Source organism: Bradyrhizobium aeschynomenes, from assembly GCF_013178945.1.
Lineage (GTDB): Bacteria > Pseudomonadota > Alphaproteobacteria > Rhizobiales > Xanthobacteraceae > Bradyrhizobium > Bradyrhizobium aeschynomenes.
In genome coordinates this window covers 96,636-120,119 of sequence record NZ_JABFDM010000006.1, presented here as the reverse complement: position 1 = coordinate 120,119, position 23,484 = coordinate 96,636, and the positions used below count along the sequence as shown (strand labels likewise).

Sequence of the window (23,484 nt, the reverse complement as noted above, 5' to 3'; positions counted from 1 at the left end):
TCGCGGCGGATCCGTTCGAACCGCGTGTTGCCTTTTCGGGAGCCTTGTACCAAAAGATTGCGCAGATCGTTCGCGGTCCATCCGCTTTGCTTGCAGGTCTGCTCATGTCTTCATTCGCGACGGCGCGCCAGAAAATGGTCGATGGTCAGGTACGGACCAACGACGTTACCGACCACCGCGTGCTGGACGCCATGTTGACCGTGCCGCGGGAGGCTTATGCTCCCGCCGACCGACAGGCGCTGGCCTATCTGGATCTCGATCTCGACGTGTCTGAAACTGCTGGCACGAAGCGGTTTCTGATGAAGCCGATGCTGACAGGAAAGCTGCTTCAGGCTGCCGAGATCAAGCCGACCGACAGCGTCCTGGTCGTGGGCTGCGCGACCGGCTATCTCGCCGCCCTGGCCGCCAGGCTGGCCGGCAGCGTGACCGCCACCGAGATCGATCCCGCCTTGGAAGGCCGTGCCAAGCAGTTGCTCGGCGCGGCCGAAGGGTGCCCTGTTACGATTCGCGTGGCGCCTGCCGTGCAGGGCGATCCGGCCGACGGCCGGTTCGACGTGATTCTGCTCAATGGGGCCACCGAGATCGCTGTCGACGGCCTCTGTCGCCAGCTCAAGGACGCCGGACGGCTCGTCGGCGTCTTCGCCAAAACCAGGCCCGCCCGTGCCATGATCTTTACGCGATCGCATGGTGACATCGGCAGCAGGGTCCTCTTCGATGCCGCGGCACCGGTCATTCCCGGTCTCGAACGGGTCCCCGAGTTCGTGTTCTAGACGTTCGTCGACGTTCCCTCTCGATTCGCTCGGGCGCGCGGTCATCCGGTCGTGCAATTCCGGTCGTGCAATGGGACGTCGTTGAGTCGTCTTGGCGGCTCCGCTCAGGCAAAATTCTGTTTCAAATCAGAAGTGTGGCTCGGATGCTGCACGTGGGGAGATTTCCGCAGGAGTTCCAGGGGAGGGTGGTTCCGTTGCGCTTGCATGGGGAATAAGGTGCGAGGTGCGCGGGAGTCTCTTCAACAAGTTACGGCCCGGCTCTGGCGTTCGAGCCGGTAACAAAATGAATGGAACAGGGATGTTTGGGGTGAAGCTCGTCACCGCGGCGGCGGCTGCGGTTCTCGTGATGGCTTGTGCGGGCCCGGCGCCTGCGCTTGCCGACACGATCGAGGCTGCGCTGGTGCGCGCTTATCAGAACAACCCGCAACTGAACGCGTCGCGGGCGCAGGCGCGTGCGGTCGACGAAGGCGTCCCTCAGGCGCTCTCCGGGTATCGGCCGAAGGTCAATCTGACTGCGACAGCGGGCATTCAATATACGGACTTGCAGGCAGCGCCGGGGGCACCGGCCGCTAACGGCGTACAAAGGCCCCGCAGCGTCGGTCTGACCGTCAACCAGAATCTCTACAACGGCCAGCAGACGGCAAACGGCGTGCGCAGGGCCGAGGCGAACGTCTCGGCGCAACGCGAGGCCCTCCGCGTGCTGGAGCAGCAGGTCCTGCTGCAGGCGGCCACTATCTACATGGACTATCTGCGCGACGCGGCGATCGTCGAGGTCCAGCGCAGCAACACGCGGGTGCTGGAGCAGACACTCAAGCAGACCCGCGATCGTTTCAACGTTGGCGAGGTGACCCGAACCGACGTCGCACAATCCGAAGCGCAGCTCGCCGCGGGCCGCACCCAGCAGCTCACGGCCGAAGCCAACCTGACTGCGACGCGCTCGAATTTTCGCCGCATCATCGGCAACGATCCCGAGAACTTGGCGCCGGGCTCTCCTGTCGACCGGTACTTGCCGCCGTCTCTGCAGCAGTCGATCGAAACGGCGCTGACGGAAAGCCCGAGCGTGACCTCGGCGATGTACGGCATCGACGTCCAATACCTGCAGGTCAGGATCAACGAAGGTGCGTTGCTGCCGACGGTCAACCTCCAGGCTCAAGCTCAGCAAGGCTATGAGTCGAGCCTGCAGTCCTACCGTGGCTTCACCGCTTCGGCCGTCGCCTCGGTGAACGTCCCGATCTACAACGGAGGCGCGGAATATGCGCTTATCCGTCAATCCAAGGAGTCGTTGTCGCAGCAGCGTCTGGTCCTTGAGCAGACGCGTGATCAGGCTCGCTCCGATGTGGTATCTGCCTGGGGCAAGCTGCTCGCCGGCAAGGCCCAGGTGCAGTCGGCGCAGGCCCAGGTCTCGGCCTCGGAGATCGCCTTGAATGGCGTCCGCGAGGAGGCCAAGGCCGGCCAGCGCACCACTCTCGACGTCCTGAACGCCCAGCAGGCGCTCGTCAACGCGCGGGTCTCGCTCGTGACCGCTCAGCACGACCGCGTGGTTGCATCCTATTCGGTCCTTCAGACCGTCGGACGCCTTTCGCCGCAGGTGCTGAACCTGCCGACGACCACCTACGATCCGAGCGTGCACTACCACCAGGTTCGGGACAGTTGGGCGGGTGCACGGACCCCCGATGGTCGTTAGTGAAATCTTAATATCGGTGCTGATCCCTCGGTCCTTGGCCGGGGGATTTTTTTATGGCACATGCTGTGGTTGTGATGATTGCGCGACGCTTGCCCGGCGAACTCCGTGCTCCACCGGTTCGCGGCGGGCGTTGCTTGCTTTCATTTGTTGCCATGACATAGCCTCAAAATGGCCGCCGAACGATTCGGACTACGTCGGATGTTGTTCCAAGAATAGACTCCGAGATGAGCAGTATCGTTCTGTTGTTTTGTATCAATCGGGCCTCGTCTGGAGACAGTTTGGCATGTCCGTTGAGAAGTCCAAGCCAATTGGATCCGGCGCCTGGGACTTTTGCGCTAAGCCGACGCGTGCGGCGGCATCGCTGATTTGGAGTCGGAAATGACGCAGCCTGCGAAGGTCCAAGAACCCTCCATGGAGGAGATTCTGGCGTCGATCCGGCGTATCATTGCCGACGACGAAGCCAAGCCGCCGGCAGCCGAGAAGGCGGCTGCCCCGGAGCCCGTGAAGGCCGAGAAGCCTGCTGCTGCGCCCGCTCCAGCCCCCAAGCCCGTGATGAACGACATCCCGCCGTCGAAGATTGCGGCGGCTCCCGCCAAGCCTGCGCCACCGGCGCCGCCGCCTGCGCCGGCTGCGACGAACAATCAGGACGACATTGACGCATTGCTGGCGGGTTTGGATGAAACGACTCCGGTCGCGGAGGCCAGGCCGGCGGAACCCGAGCCTGATCCCGAACCAGAAGTACTCGAGTTGACGGACGACATGGCAGTGGCACCACCGACCCCCGCTCCGGCCCCCGCCGCGGCCTCCTTCCGCAAGGTGGATCCGCAGGACGACATCGAGTTCATCGAGTCCGGGCGGCTCAACCACAAGGCCGCCAGCTTCGAATCCTCGTTCGAGCAGGTCTCGCCGAAGCAGCCGATCATGGCGCCATCCACGGTCAACGCCGTCGAGTCCGCGTTCAACGCGCTGGCCAACACGGTGCTGAGCAACAATGCCCGGACGCTGGAGGATCTCGTCAAGGAGATGCTGCGCCCGATGCTCAAATCCTGGCTGGACGACAATCTTCCGGCCCTGGTCGAGCGCATCGTCAAGGCCGAAATCGAACGGGTCTCGCGGGGCCGCTGAGGACAGGGCAGGGCTCTCACGCTGCCGTCAATGTTGGCCGCCGCTGTTGACTTGGCGGCCCGCGGCGGCTTTCTAGCCTGTTCAAGCTGATGCCGGCCGGGCGGATCGGAGAGAGCTCTCCGAGAGCGCGAAAGGTGGCCGGACGTCGGTCCGAAAAGAGCCCAAGCCCCAATAGCTTGCGCGAGCTTTTTCAGGTCGCATGAAGACCCGGACGAGCCGCGCCATCCCGAATTGGACGGCGGCCTTGCGCCCGCTGGAAGTGTCATGATCGAGAAGAATTATCAGCCCGCCGACCTCGAGGGACGCATGTCCCTGATCTGGGAGGATGCCCGCGCGTTCTCCGCCGGCCGCCCCGATCGCCGCGGCGCCGATCCCTTCACCATCGTGATCCCGCCGCCGAACGTTACCGGCTCGCTGCACATGGGGCACGCGCTCAACAACACGCTGCAGGACATCCTGTGCCGGTTCGAGCGCATGCGCGGCCGGGACGTGCTGTGGCAGCCCGGCACCGACCATGCCGGCATCGCCACCCAGATGGTCGTGGAGCGCCAGCTGATGGAGCGCCAGCAGCCCGGCCGCCGCGAGATGGGCCGCGAGAAGTTTCTCGAACGCGTCTGGCAGTGGAAGGACGAGAGCGGCGGCACCATCATCAACCAGCTCAAGCGCCTCGGCGCGTCCTGCGACTGGGGCCGCGAGCGCTTCACCATGGACGAGGGCCTGTCCAAGGCCGTCGTGAAGGTGTTCGTCGAGCTGCACCGCGCCGGCCTGATCTACAAGGACAAGCGGCTCGTCAACTGGGACCCGAAGCTCTTGACCGCGATCTCCGACCTCGAGGTCCAGCAGATCGAGGTCAAGGGCAACCTCTGGTACCTGCGCTATCCGATCGAGGGCAAGACATTCAGCCCGGAGGACCCCACGAGCTTCATCGTCGTCGCCACGACGCGTCCCGAGACCATGCTCGGCGACAGCGCGGTCGCCGTGCACCCGGACGACGAGCGCTATCAGCATCTCGTCGGCAAGCGGGTGATCCTGCCGCTGGTCGGGCGCGAGATCCCGATCGTCGCCGATACGTATTCGGATCCGGAGAAGGGCACCGGCGCGGTCAAGATCACGCCGGCGCACGACTTCAACGACTTCGAGGTCGGCCGCCGCCACGGCCTGCCGCAGATCAGCATCCTCGACCGCGAGGGCTGCATCGCGCTGGTCGACAACGAGGATTATTTGCACGGCCTTCCCGAGGGTTCGGAAGAGTTCGCCAGGGAGTTCCACGGCGTCGAGCGCTTTGCCGCGCGCAAGAAGATCCTGGAGCGGCTGGAGACCTTCGGCTTCCTGGAGAGGGTCGAGCCCAACACGCACATGGTGCCGCATGGCGATCGCTCCGGCGTCGTCATCGAGCCCTATCTGACTGACCAGTGGTATGTCGACGCCAAGACCCTGGCGCAGCCGGCGATCGCCGCGGTGCGTTCGGGCGCGACGACATTCGTGCCGCGCAACTGGGAGAAGACCTATTTCGAGTGGATGGAGAACATCCAGCCCTGGTGCATCTCGCGCCAGCTGTGGTGGGGCCATCAGATCCCGGCCTGGTACGGCCCCGACGGCAAGGTGTTCGTCGCCGAGACCGAGGAGGAGGCCGTCGGCCACGCCATCGGCTACTACGTCGAGCAGGAGGTCATCACGGCGGAGCAGGGCCGCGAGATGGCGCTCGACCGCAACAAGCGCGAGGGCTTCATCACGCGTGACGAGGACGTGCTCGACACCTGGTTCTCCTCGGCGCTGTGGCCTTTCTCGACGCTCGGCTGGCCCGACGATACGCCGGAGGTGAAGCGCTACTACCCGACCAACGTGCTGGTCACCGGCTTCGACATCATCTTCTTCTGGGTCGCCCGCATGATGATGATGGGCATCCATTTCATGAAGGAGGTGCCGTTCTCGACTGTCTACATCCACGCGCTCGTCCGCGACGAGAAGGGCGCCAAGATGTCGAAGTCGAAGGGCAACGTCATCGACCCCCTCGCGCTGATCGACGAGCACGGCGCGGACGCGCTGCGCTTCACCTTGGCCGCGATGGCCGCCCAGGGCCGCGACATCAAGCTGTCGACGCAGCGCGTCGAGGGCTATCGCAAGTTCGCCAACAAGCTCTGGAACGCCAGCCGCTTCGCCGAGATGAACGGCTGCACCGTGCCCGAGGGCTTCGATCCGGCCTCGGCCAAGGAGACGCTCAACCGCTGGATCGCCCATGAGGCGGCCGCTGCCACGCGCGAGGTCACCGAGGCGCTCGAGGCCTATCGCTTCAACGATGCGGCCAACGCGATCTACCGCTTCGTCTGGGACGTCTATTGCGACTGGTATGTCGAGCTCTCCAAGCCGACCTTGCTCGGCGACGAGGGACCGGCCAAGAACGAGACCAAGGCGATGGTCGCCTGGGCGCGCGACGAGATTCTCAAGCTCCTGCATCCCTTCATGCCCTTCATCACCGAGGCGCTGTGGGAGTCGACGGCGAAGCGCGACAGCCTTCTCACGCTCTCGCCGTGGCCGCATCGCGTCGACACGCCGACCGTCGCCAAGATCGCCGCGCTGTCCGCTGCCAGCTTCGGCGATCCGCTGGTGCCGCCGGTGCTGGTGTCGTTCGACGCCGCCAGCTTCAAGGACGAGGCGGCCGAGGCCGAGATCGGCTGGGTGGTCGATCTCGTCACCGCGATCCGCTCGGTCCGCGCGGAGATGAACATCCCGCCGGCGACTCTGATGCCGCTCGCGCTGGTCGGTGCCTCCGCGGAGACCCGTGACCGCGCGCCGCGCTGGAGCGAGGTGATCAAGCGCCTCGCCAGGCTGTCGGACATCACCTTCGCTGACACGGCACCCGAAGGCTCCGCCCAGCTGGTGGTTCGCGGCGAGGTGGCCGCGCTGCCGCTCAAGGGCGTCGTCGATCTCGCTGCCGAGCGCACCCGGCTCGGAAAAGAAATCGCCAAGGCCGAGGCGGACATCGAGCGCGTCGACAAGAAGCTCGGCAACGAGAAGTTCGTCGCCAACGCGCCCGAGGAACTCGTCGAGGAGGAGAAGGAGAAGCGCGAGGCGGCGCTGGCCCGCAAGGCCAAGTTCCAGGACGCGCTGTCGCGGCTTCAGGGCGTCTGACGCGACGCGCCCTCCGCGTATTGCGAGCGCAGCGGCGCAGCGAAGCAATCCAGGGTCCCACGCGCAGCCCCCTGGATCGCTTCGTCGCTTATGCTCCTCGCGATGACGGCGGAAACGGCTTGCTCACGAACCGCGAGCCCTTTAGGCCGAAGCGCCAGGGCTTCTCGACAGCCTTGGTGATGCCGATGCGGACGCCGGTGACCACCTCGACATCATCGGGGCGGGCAAACAGCTCGATCGGCGGAGCATCGAGGGGCAGCGCGTTGTGCGCGATCGTCACGCCCATCGCCTCCGTCAGCTTGCCCGGCCCGGAGCACAGCGCCCTAACATCCTCGATCCCGCGCCGCCGCTTCATCTCCCCGATCCCCAGCGTCGGCTCGATCGCCCGGATCAGCACCGCGCTGGCCGAGCCCTCCGGCTCGCACACGAAGTTCACGCACCAGTGGATGCCGTAGGAACGGTAGACATAGGCAAAGCCGGGCGGACCGAACATCACCTGGTTGCGCGGCGTCGGCCCCCGGAACGAATGCGCCGCCGGGTCGGTGTGGTGATACGCCTCGACCTCGACGATCACCCCGCCGACGCCGTCGACCAGGAACGTCGCCCCGATCAGCTCCGGCGCCACCACGAGCACGTCACGGGCGAAGAACGCCCGCGTGAGCCGCTTGCCCGGCGCGACGCGCCGCGGCCGTGAAACTCCGGTGGTTCTTGCCGGTTTTTGCGCCATTCTCGAAGAATTCCGCCGGGATCAGCGCTGTTCCGCGCTGCCCATATCTGCCATGCCTTGGTATCCTCGGCCAGCCGGTTGCGGCGCGGGCCGACACGGAATAGCTAGGGCGCAACAGAGATTTGCTGGGCATCATGGTCACCATCGTCGACATCAACGCGAACACGCCGCTGCGCCCGCGCCACCCGGAGAAGGCGAACCGCCCGGACTCGGTCTCGCCGGCCAAGCCGTCCTGGATCCGGGTCAAGGCGCCCACCACGCGCGGCTATGCCGACACCCGCAACATCGTCCGCGAGAACGGCCTCGTCACGGTGTGCGAGGAGGCCGGCTGCCCGAACATCGGCGAGTGCTGGGACAAGAAGCACGCCACCTTCATGATCATGGGCGACACCTGCACGCGGGCCTGCGCCTTCTGCAACGTCAAGACCGGCCTGCCGGCCGCGCTCGATGCCGGTGAGCCCGAGCACGTCGCGGAGGCGACCTTCAAGCTCGGCCTGACCCATGTCGTCGTCACCTCGGTCGACCGCGACGATCTCGCCGACGGCGGCGCCGCGCATATCGCCGCGACCATCCGCGCTATCCGCGCGAAGTGCCCGACCACGACGATCGAGGTGCTCACGCCCGACTTCCTGCGCAAGGATGGCGCATTGGAGCAGGTCGTCGCCGCGAAGCCCGACGTCTTCAACCACAATCTCGAGACCGTGCCGTCGCGCTACCTGTCGGTGCGTCCCGGTGCACGCTATTTCCACTCGATCCGGCTGCTGCAGCGGGTCAAGGAGATCGATCCCACCATCTTCACCAAGTCCGGCATCATGGTCGGCCTCGGCGAGCAGCGCCACGAGGTGCTGCAGGTGATGGACGATTTGCGCTCGGCCGAGGTCGACTTCCTCACCATCGGGCAGTATCTGCAGCCGACCAGGAAGCACCACGCCGTGATGAACTACGTCACGCCGGAGGAGTTCTCGAGCTACGAGACCGTCGCCTACACCAAGGGCTTCCTGATGGTGTCGGCGAGCCCGCTCACGCGCTCCTCGCACCATGCCGGCGAGGATTTCGCCAAGCTGAAGGCCGCGCGCGACGCGCTCGCGCGCTGATCGAGACCAGATGCCGAGATTTTCCAACAAGCGCCGCGTGCCGCATACGGCCGACCAGATGTTCGACCTGGTCGCCGATGTCGAGCGCTATCCCGAGTTCGTGCCGCTGTGCCAGCGGCTGGTGGTGCGCCAGCGCACCCAGCGGCCCGACGGCACCGAGATGATCGTCGCCGACATGACGGTGTCGTTCAAGCTGGTACGCGAGACCTTCACCAGCCGCGTCACGCTCGATCGCGCGGGCCGTAAGATCCTGGTCGAGTATGTCAACGGGCCGTTCTCGAGCCTGGAGAACCGCTGGAGCTTCGAGCCGAGCGGCGAGGGCGCCTGCGACGTGTCGTTCTTCATCGCCTATGAATTCAAGAGCCGGATGCTGTCGATGCTGATGGGCTCGATGTTCGACACGGTGTTCGCACGGATGTCTGCGGCGTTCGAGAAGCGCGCCGACGCGATCTATGGGCGTAAGGCGGCGGTGTCGTCGACGTAAGGCTCGTTGATCGCCGCCAGCGATCGATCTCCGGCCGCGCCCCAGTCTCCGCTGTCGTCCCGGCGAACGCCGTGACCCATAACCACAGGGTGCCGTGTGGCGGCACGCCCGTCGTTTCCAACTCGTCTCACCACATCCGCCGCGGAGTATGGATCCCGGGTCACCGCCTCCGCGGCGCTTTGCGCCGCTGCGGCTTGCCCGGGACGACAGCGGAGGGTGGGGTTGGCCGCGTGCCAACTCAGAGCAGAGCTGCACCGGCCGAGCCGCTGCCAGCGCGACTTGGCTTCAAAATCCTATCCACGTCTTCAAACAGCTGCTCCGCGAGCTAAACCCGCGGAGCCGTCCTGAGCGCCGACGTCAGCCGTGGACGACCGAACCCTACGCCGCCTGCACGGCGGTCAAAAAGTCCTTCACCTTGCCGCGCAGCTCGTCGGCATGCTTGGAGAGCTGACCCGCAGCTCCCAGCATCTGCCGCGCGGCGCCGCCGGCGGATTCCACCGTCTGGCTGACCGAGCCGATGTTGGTGGCGACCTCGCGGGTGCCGCTGGCGGCCTGGCTCACCGAGCGCGCGATCTCCTGCGTCGCGTGGCCCTGCTGATCGACCGCGGTCGCAATCGTTTTGGCGATCTCGCTGATCTGGCCGATGGTGCCGCCGATGCCCTGGATCGCCGCGACCGTGTCGCTGGTGGCGCGCTGCATCGCGCTGATGTGGGCCGAGATCTCGTCGGTCGCCTTGGCTGTCTGGCTCGACAGGCTCTTCACCTCGGAGGCCACGACGGCGAAGCCGCGACCGGCATCGCCGGCGCGTGCTGCCTCGATGGTCGCGTTCAACGCCAGCAGGTTGGTCTGGCTCGCGATCGCGTTGATCATGTCGGTGACCGCGCCGATCTTGGCGGCGGCGTCCGCGAGGCTGTTGACGAGATCATTGGTGCGCGAGGACGCCTCGACCGCCTCGGCGGCGATGGTCGAGGAGGTCGCGACCTGGCGGTTGATCTCGCTGACCGAGGTCGACAGCTCCTCAGTCGCGCCGGCCACCGACTGGACGTTGGACGACGCCGAGCTCGAAGCCGAGGCCACCAGCGCCACACGCTGCGCGGCCTGATCCGCCGTCGTGGTCAGCGAGGCCGCCGTGGTCTCGACCTCCCGCGAGGCGCCGGAGATGGCATTGGCGATCGCGCCGACGCTAGCCTCGAAATCCTTGGCGATCCGGTCCAGCGCACGCTTTTTCTCCTCGCGCGCGGCGACGAGGTCGGAGAGATCGCGGCGGAAGCTGAAGACGTAGGTCTGGCCCTCGATCGTGGTCGGCACCAGCGTGATCTGCACCAGCGCCGGGCTGCCGTCAGCGCGCTTGGTGGTCCATTCGAAGCTGGCGTGGCCCTCGCGCTTGGCCTTGGCGTCCATCTCGCGCACCATGTCGGCGGATTTCTTGCCGTTGGGCTGGACTTCCGGCGCCATCGCCGCCGGCGAGCGCGACAGCAGATCCTGCTTGCTGCGGAAACCGCCGAAGCGCACCGCACTTTCGTTGCAGGCGATGATCTTGCCCTCGGACATCACCAGGATGGCGTCGCGATGGCGTTCGAACAGCTCGGCCATCAGGAGGTTGTGCACGCGATCAGCCGACTTGCCGGAGAAGAAAGCCATGGGGATACCGAATCCACTGTCAGAGAAGAATGAGCGAGAGCTAGCAGGACAAAATTAACCAAAACCTTTCGGCGCACGGCCGGTGAGCGATATTCATCGGGAGGGGCGCGGTCCGGACAAATACGGGTGTGAGTGGCTGCGGGCGTGCAGCCGCGTCTTCCGCGGCGCGATAACGCCCGGGCTGTGCTCGTCGATCACCCTCGGACAATCACGAGGGCGCAGGGAATGCCGGGCGCTGGCCGCAACCCATGGCCCGCCTGCAACAAAAAAGCAGGCGGCAGTCACCACAGGTTCAGCCGACATCCGGCATTCCCTGCGCGATGGTCTTCACGCTTATACGCAGTCTCCCCGGGGACCGGCTGTCTTGCCCCCGTGACCGGCGGATCATCACCGCCGGCGTGACACCAGCATCGGGGTGTCAGGACGCTGCGACTTCACGTCCGCCCAGAGCCGTTCGTCGGCACGTCCTTGGACGCGCTGCGGCTCACCGGCGGCCATCGCCTCCCCACCTCGCGTCTCGTGACGATCGCGATACGTCCCTCGTGTCGAGGCGGGATGAGGGGAGAAAACATGAAATTCGGAAAAATGAAAGTAGGATATTTTTGCTGTGAGGACTGGACAGTGAGTCGGGTGTTGAATGCACAGGAGAAATTCGCCGCGCGACGCACGGCTTCTGCTTCGCTTTCCGGCCGCTGCAGGGTGGAAACGGCGACCGCCGCAAGCCGGGAGCATTGCTGATTTGCCCGACGGGCGGGCTATGCTGGCGCACGATGTCCCCTGGGGCGACTGGCTACATCTCACGTCTGCGACGATGATCTGCGATCACGAGGAGAAGAAAGCGAACCGATGTCACTCTCGACAATCTACGACGACGCGCTGGTCTATGCAGCGCAGCTGCATCGCAGCCAATTCCGCAAGGGCAGCAACGTGCCCTACATCGCGCATCTGCTGAGCGTCTCCAGCCGTGTGCTGTCCGCCGGCGGCAGCGAGGTGCAGGCGATCGCCGGCCTGCTGCACGACGCCGCCGAAGACCAGGGCGGCCAGCCGATTCTGGACGAGATCCGCCGGCGGTTCGGTGATGGCGTCGCCGACATCGTCGCGGACTGTACGGATTCCTGGGTAGAGCCGAAGCCGGAATGGCGTCCCCGAAAGGAAGCCTATCTCGCGAAGCTGCCGCACAAGCCCGCGTCATCGCTCTTGGTCTCTCTCGCGGACAAGGTCGACAATGCCGAGGCGATCGCGTGCGACTTCGCCGAGGTCGGCGACGCTGTGTGGCAGCGCTTCAGCGGCGGAAAAGATGGGACGATCTGGTACTACCGCACGCTGAGCGGGATCTTCGATCAGGTGTTGCCGGGACCGTTGGCGCGGCAGCTTGCGCGGACGGTGGACGCTTTTCCGGCCTGACGGATTGGACAGGGCGGGTGCCGATCTTTGGCCGGACCGGCAGATGACAACCTCAGATCGATCAGCTATAGAGCCAACCATGATCACCGTCGCCACCCATCGTTTCGGTCGTTGGACGCACCGTAGCTCGCGGGCGGCGGGAGGATCACGCGCAATCTGATGAATTGCAGTTTTTGATCCGAACAGCCGCCAGGAACCTGGCGGCTTTTTTGTTGCCGGCAGGTTCTTCTTTTCAAGGGAGTCCGCCATGCAGAGCACGACCGACGATCCGAGCCTCAGCGCCATCGGCACGCGCGGATTTCGTGGTGTCGCGCATGGGCCGCGGATCTTCGAGCGCGGTCGCGATCGCTCCGCGCGACGTCCTGCTTCGCCGAAGCCTGGAGGCAACGTCTACTACTTGCCGCATGTGGTTGCCGACCCCGCCCGCGCTGAGCCCGAGTCAAAATCGCTGCTTCGGCTCTGGTGGGCACGCTGGCGCGAGCGGCGCCGCTTCGTCAGGGAGCTGCCCTGGCTCGCCGACGAGGTGCTGGAGGACTACGGCCTGACGCGCGACGAAGCGCGGCGGCTGTGCCGGCGGCCGTTCTGGCGCGCATGAGGACTTCGAGCTGAGACCGAAGTGGCGGCCCACCCACAATTGTCATCCCGGGCAAGCCGGAACGGCGCGAAGCGCCGTGGAGGCGCCGACCCGGAATCCATACGCCGCAGCAGGTGTGGTGGAATGAGATCTGAGCCACCGACGTGCCGCCACACGGGATTCTGTGGCTATGGATCCCCGCTTTCGCGGGGATGACGACGGAGGTTGAGGCGGCAGACGAGATCAAGGCCATATGGGCCAAGCACGGTCTCTGAGGCTTCGCTTCACGACTCGTGCGGCCCGCATCCTGTGGCCAGTTAAGTCCGCGGCCGTCTCGGCCGCTTCACCGGATGCAGCCGCGGCGCCCGTGCCACGCGTGGACGCAGCCGGGTCGCCGCCGCGCGCTTCGGCTTCGCCGGCACCTGCGGCCTTGCCAGTTCCATCAGCATCCGCAGCGCCTCGATCACCGACCGTGTCCGCACCGTGCTGCGGCCGATGGCACCAAAACGGTGTTCGCGGTGGGTGATGCGGCCGTCGCGGGCGGCGACGGCGAAATGCACGAGGCCGACCGGCTTGCCGGGGGTGGCACCGCCGGGGCCGGCGATGCCGGTGATGGCCACCGCGAGGTCGACGTCGGCGCGTTCGAGCGCGCCGACGGCCATCTGGATCGCGGTCTCCTTGGAGACGGCGCCGAAGGTCTGCAGGGTCGAGGCCTCGACGCCGAGCATCGCGCGCTTGGCCTCGTTGGAGTAGGTGACGAAGCCGCGGTCGATGACGTCGGAGGAGCCGGGGATCTCGGTCAGCGCCGCGGCGACCAGGCCGCCAGTGCAGGACTCGGCGGTCGCGATCATCAGCTTGCGCGACCGGCAGAGGTCGAGCAGCGAGCGGGCCAGCGCGCTGGTGGAGCCGATTTGACGTTCGCTCGCCATGTCCCCGCTCATCCTCGAAGCGATAGCTACTTCAACAACACCGCGCCGAAAATAGAGTGCCCCGATGGATTCGAGACGCTTCCATGGGCTCGGGTGAGGGGCTATCCGCACACACTTCCCGTGCGGCTGCCCCTCACCCCAACCCTCTCCCCGTAAGAACGGGGCGAGGGGGCGCACCGCTGTCGCGGTGATAGCTCGACTCAAACTCGGATTGGATCGATCTCGTAGGTCAATGTCGGTGGCGGAGGTCTCCACCAACCAGTCAGATCGATCCAGTCCCACTCGCTACCCACCCCACGGCAACCTGATCGTCGCGCTGGCGGTCGCTGCAATGCCTTCCTCGCGGCCGGTGAAGCCGAGGCGTTCGCTGGTGGTGGCTTTCACCGCGATGCGGGAGATGTCGACGCCGGAGATCTCGGCGATGCGGGCGCGCATCTGGTCGCGGAGAGGGCCGATCTTCGGGCGCTCGCAGATCATCGTGACCTCGAGATTGGCGACGCGGCCGCCGCGGGCGGTGACGCGCTCGATGGCGTATTTCAGGAACTGGTCGGAGGAGGCGCCCTTCCACTTCATGTCGGAGGGTGGGAAGTGCGAGCCGATGTCGCCGTCGGCCAGGGCGCCCAAAATTGCATCAACCAGAGCGTGCAGGCCGACGTCGCCGTCGGAGTGGGCCAGGAAGCCCTTGCTATGCGGCACACGCAGGCCGCACAGCCAGACATGGTCGCCTTCGCCGAAGGCGTGGACGTCGTAGCCGGTGCCGGTCCTGATGTCGCCGAGCGAGGCTGCCAGCCGCGCTTCCTCGCGCACGAAATCTTCCGGTGTGGTGAGCTTCATGTTGGCAACATCGCCCTCAAAGGTCGCGACGGTCAATCCCGCCCATTCGGCAATCGCCGCATCATCTGTGAACTCGGTGAGGCCCTCGCGCGCGGCGCGGCGATGCGCCTCGAGGATCGCCTCGAACTTGAAGGTCTGCGGAGTCTGCGCAATGCGCAGCTTGGCGCGCTCCGGCGTCGCGGTGATGTCACCGCCGGCGCCGACCTCCTTGATCGTGTCGGTGACCGGCACGACGGGGATCGCGGCGCCGGTCTTGTTCGCAGCTTGAATCGCGCGCGAGATCACCGCCGGCGTCACGAAGGGGCGGGCGGCGTCGTGGATCAGCACGATCTCCGGCTTGTGCGGCACCAGCGCTTCGAGTCCTGATAGCACCGAGGCCTGGCGCGTCGCGCCGCCATGCGCGGGCGCCTCGTGGCGCAGGCCCGATACCGCGGCATTGAAGACGTCGATGTCATCGGGGTTCACCACCGGCTGCACGACGGCCACGTCGGGATGATCCGCGAACGCCGCGAGCGCGCGATGGATGACGGTGCGGCCGCCGATCGTGCGGTATTGCTTCGGACCGCCGGCGCCGGCACGCAGGCCGCGTCCGGCCGCGACGAGAATGGCTGCAGTCCGCTGAGAAGTCGTCATGGGAACAGGGTATCGGTGCTGAGGAGATGAGGAAGCGGTGAATGGTCGCGGCTTCTTACATCTGCAGAGGATGTTAAGCGAGCAGGATCACACATTGCATGAGCGGCGGCTGCAATCCCGACGCAGGTGCAGGACGCATCGTGGGTCCGACGACCGGCTCGCGGAAGTCGCCCGCGAGCCATGCAAAAATCCGGCGGCTCAAGGGTTTACCATGACTGCCGAACAAGCATAATTTGCTGCACTGCACTTGAAATGCTGGGGGTTTTGGCTAAAGTGTAGGCATGACGCTTGACTGCCCAAGAATTGTGCTCAACAGTGCAGGCAGACGCAATGATGCGTCGGAAGAGCTTTAAGAGTCGTTCGTGACCGGTCCGGCCAATACACCCGCCAACGCTTTGAAGATAGGCGACGTTTCGCTCGCGAACCGGGCCATTCTCGCGCCAATGTCGGGCATCACCGACGCGCCGTTTCGCCGACTCGCGGCCGAGCTCGGTGCCGGGCTGGTGGTGTCCGAGATGACCGCAAGCGACGATCTGGTGCGCGGGCGGTGGATATCCCGGTTGCGCTGCGAGGCCAGCGGCATCGGGCCGCATGTGGTGCAACTCGCCGGCTGCGAGGCGCACTGGATGGCCGAGGGCGCCAAGGTCGCCGAGGATGGCGGCGCCGACATCATCGACATCAACATGGGCTGCCCGGCGCGGCATGTCACCGGCGGCCAGTCCGGCTCGGCGCTGATGCGCGATCTCGACCATGCGCTGACCCTGATCGAGGCGACGGTCGAAGCTGTCGACGTGCCGGTCACCCTGAAGATGCGACTCGGCTGGGACGAGCGCAGCCTCAATGCGCCGGAGCTGGCGCGCCGCGCCGAAGCCGCCGGCGTAAAGCTGATCACCGTGCACGGCCGCACGCGGCAGCAGTTCTACAAGGGCGAGGCGGACTGGAGCGCGGTGCGCGCGGTGAAGGATGCCGTCGACCTGCCGGTCGTCGTCAACGGCGACATCACCACCTACGCGGATGCGCGCGAGGCGCTCGACGCCTCCGGCGCCGATGCCGTGATGATCGGCCGGGGCGCGCAGGGCGCCCCCTGGCTGCCGGGCCAGATCGGCCGCCGCCTCGACGGCGGCGCGGAGGAGGGAGCGCCGGAGCTGGCGCAGCAGCTCGCACTTCTCACGGCGCTCTATGACGAGATCTGCCGCCACTATGGCGAGCGTGTCGGCCTGCGCCACGCCCGCAAGCATCTCGGCTGGGGGCTCGACGTCGCCGCCCGGCACGCCGACGCGCCTGCCGAAAAACTGAAGGCGTGGCGCGAGCGTATCCTGACATCCGAGCAGCCGTCCCTGGTGCATCGGGCGCTGCGTGACGCCTTCGACGATTTTGCCTGGAGTGCAGCCGCATGAGCTCAGCCGCAGAACAGCGCAAGCGCCTTCCCTCGGATGGCGACGCCATCCTCAACGCTCTGCCGAATCCGGTGCTCGTCATCGGCCCGGACGGCATGATCATGGACGCCAACATGGCGGCGGAATCGTTCTTCGATTCCTCGACGCAGTTTCTGCAGCGGCAGTCGCTGAAGAAGCTTGTGCCATTCGGTAGTCCCTTGCTGGCGCTGATCGACCAGGTGCGGACGACCAGCGCGCCGGTCAACGAGTACAAGGTCGATCTGGGCACGCCGCGCACCGGCGCAGACCGGCTCGTCGATCTTCACGTCGCCCCATTGCCGGAGCGGCCGGGCCATATCGTGGTGATGCTGCAGGAGCGCACCATCGCCGACAAGATGGACCGCCAGCTCACCCACCGCAGCGCCGCGCGCTCGGTGATCGCGCTGGCCGCGATGCTAGCGCATGAGATCAAGAACCCGCTGTCGGGCATCCGCGGCGCTGCGCAGCTCCTGGAGCAGCAGGCCTCGTCCGAGGACCGCATGCTGACCCGGCTGATCTGCGACGAGGCCGACCGCATCGTCACTTTGGTCGACCGCATGGAGGTGTTCGGCGACGACCGCCCGGTGGCGCGCGGGCCGGTCAACATCCACTCCGTGCTCGACCACGTGAAGCGGCTGGCGCAGTCGGGCTTTGCCCGCAACATCCGCTTCATCGAGGACTACGACCCGTCGCTGCCGCCCGTGCTGGCCAACCAGGATCAGCTGATCCAGGTATTCCTGAACCTGGTCAAGAACGCCGCCGAGGCGGTCGTCGACCTCGGTTCGGATGCCGAGATCCAGCTGACCACCGCGTTCCGCCCGGGCGTGCGGCTGTCGGTACCCGGCAAGAAGTCGCGCGTGTCGCTGCCGCTGGAGTTCTGCGTCAAGGACAACGGCCCCGGCGTGCCGGAAGACCTGATGCCCAATTTGTTCGATCCGTTCGTGACCACCAAGCCGACAGGAAGCGGCCTCGGTCTTGCATTGGTCGCCAAGATCATCGGCGACCATGGCGGGATCATCGAGTGCGAGTCGCAGCCGCGCAAGACGACCTTCCGGGTGCTGATGCCGATGTACAGCGCAAGCAAACAACCAGACCAAAGCAATCGCGATGACGTTTCGGGGACGCCGTTGCATGCCTCTCAGGGATCAAATTGAGGACCACCTATGCCTGCAGGTAGCATTCTCGTTGCCGACGACGATACGGCCATCCGCACGGTCCTGAACCAGGCGCTGTCACGCGCCGGCTACGAGGTGCGGCTGACCGGCAATGCCGCGACGCTGTGGCGCTGGGTGAGCCAGGGCGAGGGTGATCTCGTCATCACCGACGTGGTGATGCCCGACGAGAACGCGTTCGACCTCTTGCCGCGGATCAAGAAGATGCGGCCGAACCTGCCGGTCATCGTGATGAGCGCGCAGAACACCTTCATGACCGCGATCAAGGCCTCCGAGCGCGGCGCCTATGAGTATCTGCCGAAGCCGTTCGACCTGAAGGAGCTGATCGCGATCGTCGGCCGCGCGCTGGCCGAGCCGAAGGAGCGGGCGGCGAGCCAGCCCGATGACAGCGAGTTCGAATCGATCCCGCTGGTCGGCCGCTCGCCGGCGATGCAGGACATCTACCGCGTGCTGGCGCGTCTGATGCAGACCGACCTCACGGTGATGATCTCCGGCGAGAGCGGCACCGGCAAGGAGCTGGTGGCGCGCGCGCTGCACGATTACGGCAAGCGCCGCAACGGCCCGTTCGTCGCCGTCAACATGGCGGCGATCCCGCGCGACCTGATCGAATCGGAATTGTTCGGCCACGAGCGCGGCGCGTTCACCGGCGCCAACACCCGCGCCTCCGGCCGGTTCGAGCAGGCCGAGGGCGGCACCTTGTTCCTCGACGAGATCGGCGACATGCCGATGGAGGCGCAGACGCGGCTTTTGCGCGTGCTGCAGCAGGGCGAGTACACCACCGTCGGCGGCCGCACCCCGATCAAGACCGACGTGCGTATCGTCGCGGCGTCGAACAAGGACCTGCGCATCCTGATCCAGCAGGGTCTGTTCCGGGAAGATCTGTTCTTCCGCCTCAACGTCGTGCCGCTGCGGCTGCCGCCGCTGCGCGAGCGCATCGAGGATTTGCCGGATCTCGTCCGCCACTTCTTTGCGCTGGCCGAGAAGGACGGGCTGCCGCCAAAGAAGCTCGATGCCGCCGCGCTCGAACGGCTCAAGCAGCACCGCTGGCCGGGCAACGTCCGCGAGCTGGAGAATCTCGCCCGCCGCCTCGCCGCGCTGTATCCGCAGGACGTCATCACCGCGTCGGTGATCGATGGCGAGCTGGCGCCGCCGGCGGTGACCACCGGCTCCAACACGCCGACTTCGATCGACAATCTCGGCGGCGCGGTAGAGGCCTACCTGTCGTCGCATTTCCAGGGATTTCCGAACGGCGTGCCGCCGCCGGGCCTGTATCACCGCATCCTGAAGGAAATCGAGATCCCGTTGCTCACCGCCGCGCTGGCGGCGACACGGGGAAATCAGATCCGCGCGGCCGATTTGCTCGGCCTCAACCGCAACACGCTGCGCAAGAAGATCCGTGACCTCGACATCCAGGTCTACCGCAGCGGCGGTTGATGACGGTTAAATAATACCATACCGGCCCGGCCGGGACGGCCGCAGATGAGAAATATTGTAGACAAATCCGCGACGCCCTCCCGCGCCGCGGATTTGTCGCAATTTGGCAACAGCGTGGTAGGAATGCATCAGTCCGATTCCCGGACGTGCCGCGTTCAGCATCACACCAATTGCCGGAATGACCAGCGCAGAGGCCTCGGCCACCCCCTTCGACTCCTCGTCCGCCGATGGCCGGCGCTGGACCTGGCGCACCTGGCTGGCGCCGGTGGCGGTCGGGCTCGCACTGCTGTCGGCCTTTTTGACCTTCATCGTGCTGGTGGGCCTGAGCCCGATCGAGCCGACGCCCGAGGTCGTCAGCACCTTCCTGCTGATCGACGCCGGAACGATCCTGATCCTGGTCGGGATCATCATCCGCGAGGTCTGGCAGATGGTCCAGGCGCGGCGGCGGGGCCGGGCCGCGGCGCGCCTGCATGTCCAGATCGTCAGCCTGTTCTCGGTGATCGCGGTGCTGCCGGCCGTTCTGGTGTCGCTGGTCGCCAACGTCACCATCGACCGCGGTCTCGACCGGCTGTTCTCGGGGCCCGCCAAGGAGGCAATCCAGAACTCGCTGACGGTGGCCCGCGCCTACACCTATGAGCATGCCCAGCTGATCCGCGGCGATATCCTCGGCATGGCCAACGACATCGCGCACGCCCGGCCGCTCTACGACCAGGACCGCGGCACGTTCCGCGAGCTGCTCACCGCCAGCGCCGCCTCGCGCAATCTGCCGGGCGCGATGCTGATCGACAAGGACCGCAACGTCCTGGAGACCGCCGAGACCGGCATCCAGCAGACCTTCCAGACGCCGCCGGCCGACTTCCTCAGCAACGTCAACGAGACCGAGCCGCAGATCGCGGTGTTCCCCGACGCCAATTACGTCGCCGCCGTGATCCGCCTGCGCGCCTTCAACGACACCTTCCTCTACGTCGCGCGGCTGCTCGATCCGCGGGTGATCGCGCAGCTCAAGCAGACCGAGACCTCGGTCGCCGAATACGCCCAGGTCGAGTCGCGCCGCCTCGGCATCCAGGTCGCCTTCGCCCTGATGTTCGCGGTGATCGCGCTGACCATCCTGATGGCCTCGGTGCTGATCGGATTGAACTTCGCCAACTGGTTGGTGTCGCCGATCCGGCAGCTGATGAACGCCGCGCACACGGTTGCGACCGGCGATCTCAACGTCCGGGTCCCAGAGCATCGCTCCGAAGGCGATCTCGCCCAGCTCGGCCACACCTTCAACAAGATGACGCAGGAGCTGCGCACCCAGCGCGACGAGCTGGTCAGCGCCAGCGAACTCATCGACAGCCGGCGGCGCTTCATCGAGGCGGTGCTGTCGTCGGCCTCCGCCGGCATCATCGGCGTCGATGCGTCCGGCAGCGTCGGCATCCTCAACCGCTCCGCCGAGAAGCTGATCGGTCATGCCGAGCAGGAGGTGCTCGATCATCCGCTGTCGGACGTGCTGCCCGAGCTCGACGACATGATGAAGACCGCGCGCGAGGGCAAGCAGCGCCTGGTGCAGGGGCAGATCACGATCCAGCGCGACGGACATGAGCGCAATCTCTCGGTGCGCGTCACCGCCGAGCAGACCAACCAGGCACGCGACAGCTACATCATCACGCTCGACGACATCACCGAACTGGTGTCGGCGCAGCGCACCTCGGCCTGGGGCGACGTCGCGCGCCGCATCGCGCATGAGATCAAGAATCCGCTGACGCCTATTCAACTCTCGGCCGAGCGAATCCGCCGCAAATTCGGCAAGGTCATCACCGAGGACAAGGCCGTATTTGAGCAATGTACCGAGACGATCGTGCGGCAGGTCGACGACATCAGGCGAATGGTCGACGAGTTCTCGCGCTTTGCGCGGATGCCGAAGCCGGTGATGGAAGGCGAGGACGTCGCCGACACGGTGCGTCAGGCCGTGTTCCTGATGAAGGTCGCGCATCCCGAGATCGATATCGAGACCGAGATCAAGCAGGACCCGCTGCGCGCGCAGTTCGATCGCCGGCTGATCTCGCAGGCGCTGACCAACATCATCAAGAACGCGACCGAAGCGATCGAGGTGGTGCCCGAGGCGGAGCTCGGCAAGGGGCGCATCGACGTCGTGGCCTCGCGCGAAGGCGACGACGTGCTGATCGACGTGATCGACAATGGCATCGGCCTGCCGAAGGTGGCACGGCAGCGGCTGCTCGAGCCGTACGTCACCACGCGCGCCAAGGGCACCGGCCTCGGGCTCGCGATCGTCGGCCGTGTGCTGGAAGACCATGGCGGCAAGCTGGAGCTGAAAGACGCGTCCGACTTCCGTTCCGGTCAGCGCGGGGCCTGGATGCGGCTGCGCTTTGCGGTGTCCGGCCAGGCCGCGCAGCAGCCCGGGTCGAAGGAGCTCGCGGCCGCTTCGAGCAATACGCAGACGACCGAGGCCAGCGGGGAAACCGCGGGCACCGTTCAAGCGACCAATGATCAACCAAAAATCCAAGCCGCAACCGGCAGCTGACGAGACAGGCGTGACCCATGGCGAGTGATATTCTGATTGTCGACGACGAGGCCGATATCCGGGAGCTGGTGGCCGGCATCCTGGACGACGAAGGCTTCACGACTCGAACGGCTCGCGACAGCGATTCGGCGCTCGCCGAGATCGCGGGCCGCCGGCCGAATCTCGTGTTTCTCGACATCTGGCTGCAGGGCTCGAAGCTCGATGGCCTGCAGCTGCTCGAGCAGATCAAGAAGGATCACCCGGATCTGCCGGTCGTGATGATCTCCGGCCACGGCAACATCGAGACCGCGGTCGCGGCGATCAAGCGTGGCGCCTACGACTTCATCGAGAAGCCATTCAAGTCGGACCGCCTGATCCTGGTCGCGACGCGGGCGCTGGAGACCTCCCGGTTGAAGCGCGAGGTACGCGAGCTCAAGCAGCTGGCGCCGACCGCAAGCGCGATGACCGGCCGCTCGCCGTCGATGAATCAGCTGCGCCAGACCATCGAGCGCGCCGCCAAGGCCAACAGTCGCATCCTGATCGTCGGTCCTCCCGGCTCCGGCAAGGAGCTTGCCGCGCGCACGCTGCACGCGCAATCGCCGCGCGCCGAAGGACCGTTCGTCGTCATCAACGCCGCCGCGATCACGCCGGAACGGATGGAAGAGGAGCTGTTCGGCATCGAGCAGTCCAACGGCGAGCAGTCGCGCAAGACCGGCGCGCTCGAAGAGGCGCATGGCGGCACCTTGTTCGTGGACGAGATCGCCGACATGCCGCGGGAGACGCAGAACAAGATTCTGCGTGTGCTGGTCGATCAGACCTTCCAGCGCGCCGGCGGCACCACCAAGGTGCACGTTGACGTGCGCATCATCTCGTCGACGGCGCGGAACCTGGAGGAGGAGATCGCCAGCGGCCGCTTCCGCGAGGATCTCTATCATCGTCTCTCGGTGGTTCCGATCCGCGTGCCGCCGCTGTCGGAGCGGCGCGAGGACATTCCCGAGCTGATCGACTATTTCATGGACCAGATCTCGGTCACGACCGGTCTGCCGAAGCGGCAGATCGGCCAGGACGCAATGGCGGTGCTGCAGTCGCACGTCTGGCCCGGCAACGTCCGCCAGCTCCGCAACAACGTCGAGCGCGTGATGATTCTCGCCGCCGGCGGGCCGGAGGTGATCATCACCGCCGACATGCTGCCGCCCGACGTCGGCTCGATGGTGCCGGCGATGCCGACCAGCAACAATGGCGAGCACATCATGGGGCTGCCGCTGCGCGAGGCCCGCGAGGTGTTCGAGCGCGATTATCTGATCGCGCAGATCAGCCGCTTCTCCGGCAACATCTCGCGCACCGCGGAGTTCGTCGGCATGGAGCGCTCGGCTCTGCATCGCAAGCTCAAGGCGCTCGGGGTGGGGTGATCCGCGCGGGCCGGCCAAAATTGCCGAGCTGGACGAATTTACATTGGAAAATTCGTCCAGTTCCGGAATTTTACGGGCGAATCCGGTTCTTTTGGAACCGGCTTCGCTGCAAGCGGCTTGCCTAATATGCTCGCCTGTCTTCTAATCCGGCATCCCATGGTCCCTCGAGGGGGATCTCAATGGACCATGGGCCACCTCGACGAATCCGGGGCCTGCGATCGGATCGTCGGAGGTTCAATAAGAAAAAGCACAAGACTGCGAGATAACAACAATGGCGGCAGACCGCGCACAAAACCTACAAGACACCTTTCTCAACCATGTCCGCAAAACCAAGACTCCGCTGACGATCTTTCTGGTCAATGGCGTGAAACTGCAGGGGATTGTCACATGGTTCGACAATTTCTGCCTGTTGCTCCGGCGCGACGGTCATTCGCAGCTCGTCTACAAGCATGCGATCTCCACCATCATGCCTGGCGCGCCGATCCAGCTGTTCGAAGGCGGCGAGGACGCCTCTGCGTGAGAG

The 23,484-nt window shown here is 65.9% G+C and carries 18 protein-coding genes; 14 read left to right on the top strand and 4 right to left on the bottom strand.

Annotated features, from left to right (window positions below; all coding sequences use genetic code 11):
• Positions 1-104 precede the first annotated feature (104 nt).
• The 4 genes from HL666_RS18795 (at position 105) to HL666_RS18780 (ending at position 6,708) form a co-directional block, all read left to right on the top strand.
• A complete protein-coding gene (locus tag HL666_RS18795; protein ID WP_172133242.1) occupies positions 105-770 on the top strand; it encodes a protein-L-isoaspartate O-methyltransferase family protein in 666 nt (221 codons plus the stop codon).
• Positions 771-1,068: 298 nt separating this feature from the next.
• Positions 1,069-2,454 (top strand): TolC family outer membrane protein, encoded by a 1,386-nt coding sequence (locus HL666_RS18790; protein WP_172133111.1) that lies wholly within the window; start codon positions 1,069-1,071, stop codon positions 2,452-2,454.
• A 378-nt stretch (positions 2,455-2,832) separates the two neighbouring features.
• Complete coding sequence (locus HL666_RS18785; RefSeq protein WP_172133110.1) at positions 2,833-3,579, top strand: PopZ family protein; 747 nt, start codon at positions 2,833-2,835, stop codon at positions 3,577-3,579.
• Positions 3,580-3,843: 264 nt separating this feature from the next.
• Positions 3,844-6,708 (top strand): valine--tRNA ligase, encoded by a 2,865-nt coding sequence (locus HL666_RS18780; RefSeq protein ID WP_172133109.1) that lies wholly within the window; start codon positions 3,844-3,846, stop codon positions 6,706-6,708.
• A gap of 88 nt (positions 6,709-6,796) precedes the next feature.
• On the opposite strand, the gene HL666_RS18775 is transcribed toward HL666_RS18780, so the two are convergent.
• Complete coding sequence (locus tag HL666_RS18775) at positions 6,797-7,435, bottom strand: DNA-3-methyladenine glycosylase (RefSeq protein WP_172182923.1); 639 nt, start codon at positions 7,433-7,435, stop codon at positions 6,797-6,799.
• Between the two features lie 134 nt (positions 7,436-7,569).
• Here HL666_RS18775 and lipA point away from each other — a divergent pair, with 134 nt between their 5' ends.
• Positions 7,570-8,529 carry a lipoyl synthase gene (gene lipA / locus HL666_RS18770; protein WP_172182921.1) on the top strand — a complete coding sequence of 320 codons (960 nt, stop codon included), beginning with the start codon at positions 7,570-7,572 and terminating at the stop codon, positions 8,527-8,529.
• A 10-nt stretch (positions 8,530-8,539) separates the two neighbouring features.
• Positions 8,540-9,013, top strand: a complete 474-nt coding sequence (locus tag HL666_RS18765) for a type II toxin-antitoxin system RatA family toxin (protein WP_172182919.1) — start codon at positions 8,540-8,542, stop codon at positions 9,011-9,013.
• Between the two features lie 378 nt (positions 9,014-9,391).
• On the opposite strand, the gene HL666_RS18760 is transcribed toward HL666_RS18765, so the two are convergent.
• Positions 9,392-10,654, bottom strand: a complete 1,263-nt coding sequence (locus HL666_RS18760) for a methyl-accepting chemotaxis protein (RefSeq protein ID WP_172182917.1) — start codon at positions 10,652-10,654, stop codon at positions 9,392-9,394.
• An 846-nt stretch (positions 10,655-11,500) separates the two neighbouring features.
• On the opposite strand from HL666_RS18760, the gene HL666_RS18755 reads away from it, so the two are divergent.
• Entirely contained in the window at positions 11,501-12,058 is a 558-nt protein-coding gene (locus HL666_RS18755; protein ID WP_172182915.1) for an HD domain-containing protein, read from the top strand.
• 247 nt (positions 12,059-12,305) lie between these two features.
• Positions 12,306-12,653, top strand: coding sequence for a YjiS-like domain-containing protein (locus tag HL666_RS18750; protein ID WP_172182913.1), 348 nt, complete (start codon positions 12,306-12,308; stop codon positions 12,651-12,653).
• Between the two features lie 296 nt (positions 12,654-12,949).
• Here HL666_RS18750 and HL666_RS18745 read toward each other — a convergent pair whose 3' ends face one another.
• Entirely contained in the window at positions 12,950-13,561 is a 612-nt protein-coding gene (locus HL666_RS18745; protein WP_172133103.1) for a CinA family protein, read from the bottom strand.
• A gap of 285 nt (positions 13,562-13,846) precedes the next feature.
• Positions 13,847-15,028: a bifunctional 2-C-methyl-D-erythritol 4-phosphate cytidylyltransferase/2-C-methyl-D-erythritol 2,4-cyclodiphosphate synthase gene (locus HL666_RS18740; protein WP_172182911.1), complete on the bottom strand. Its 1,182-nt coding sequence runs from the start codon at positions 15,026-15,028 to the stop codon at positions 13,847-13,849.
• A gap of 395 nt (positions 15,029-15,423) precedes the next feature.
• Between HL666_RS18740 and dusB the strand changes: the two genes are divergently transcribed.
• The 6 genes from dusB (at position 15,424) to hfq (ending at position 23,481) form a co-directional block, all read left to right on the top strand.
• The gene (gene dusB / locus HL666_RS18735) at positions 15,424-16,425 is read left to right on the top strand and encodes a tRNA dihydrouridine synthase DusB (protein ID WP_172183256.1); all 1,002 of its coding nucleotides are present in this window, start codon (positions 15,424-15,426) and stop codon (positions 16,423-16,425) included.
• Complete coding sequence (locus HL666_RS18730; protein WP_172108833.1) at positions 16,422-17,597, top strand: two-component system sensor histidine kinase NtrB; 1,176 nt, start codon at positions 16,422-16,424, stop codon at positions 17,595-17,597. Before dusB ends, HL666_RS18730 begins: the two co-directional genes overlap by 4 nt.
• A gap of 9 nt (positions 17,598-17,606) precedes the next feature.
• Complete coding sequence (ntrC, locus tag HL666_RS18725) at positions 17,607-19,049, top strand: nitrogen regulation protein NR(I) (protein ID WP_172108835.1); 1,443 nt, start codon at positions 17,607-17,609, stop codon at positions 19,047-19,049.
• A 178-nt stretch (positions 19,050-19,227) separates the two neighbouring features.
• Positions 19,228-21,573: a sensor histidine kinase NtrY-like gene (locus HL666_RS18720; protein WP_172182909.1), complete on the top strand. Its 2,346-nt coding sequence runs from the start codon at positions 19,228-19,230 to the stop codon at positions 21,571-21,573.
• 17 nt (positions 21,574-21,590) lie between these two features.
• Positions 21,591-22,961: a nitrogen assimilation response regulator NtrX gene (gene ntrX, locus HL666_RS18715; protein WP_172108838.1), complete on the top strand. Its 1,371-nt coding sequence runs from the start codon at positions 21,591-21,593 to the stop codon at positions 22,959-22,961.
• A gap of 271 nt (positions 22,962-23,232) precedes the next feature.
• A complete protein-coding gene (gene hfq, locus HL666_RS18710; RefSeq protein WP_006613906.1) occupies positions 23,233-23,481 on the top strand; it encodes an RNA chaperone Hfq in 249 nt (82 codons plus the stop codon).
• Positions 23,482-23,484 lie beyond the last annotated feature (3 nt).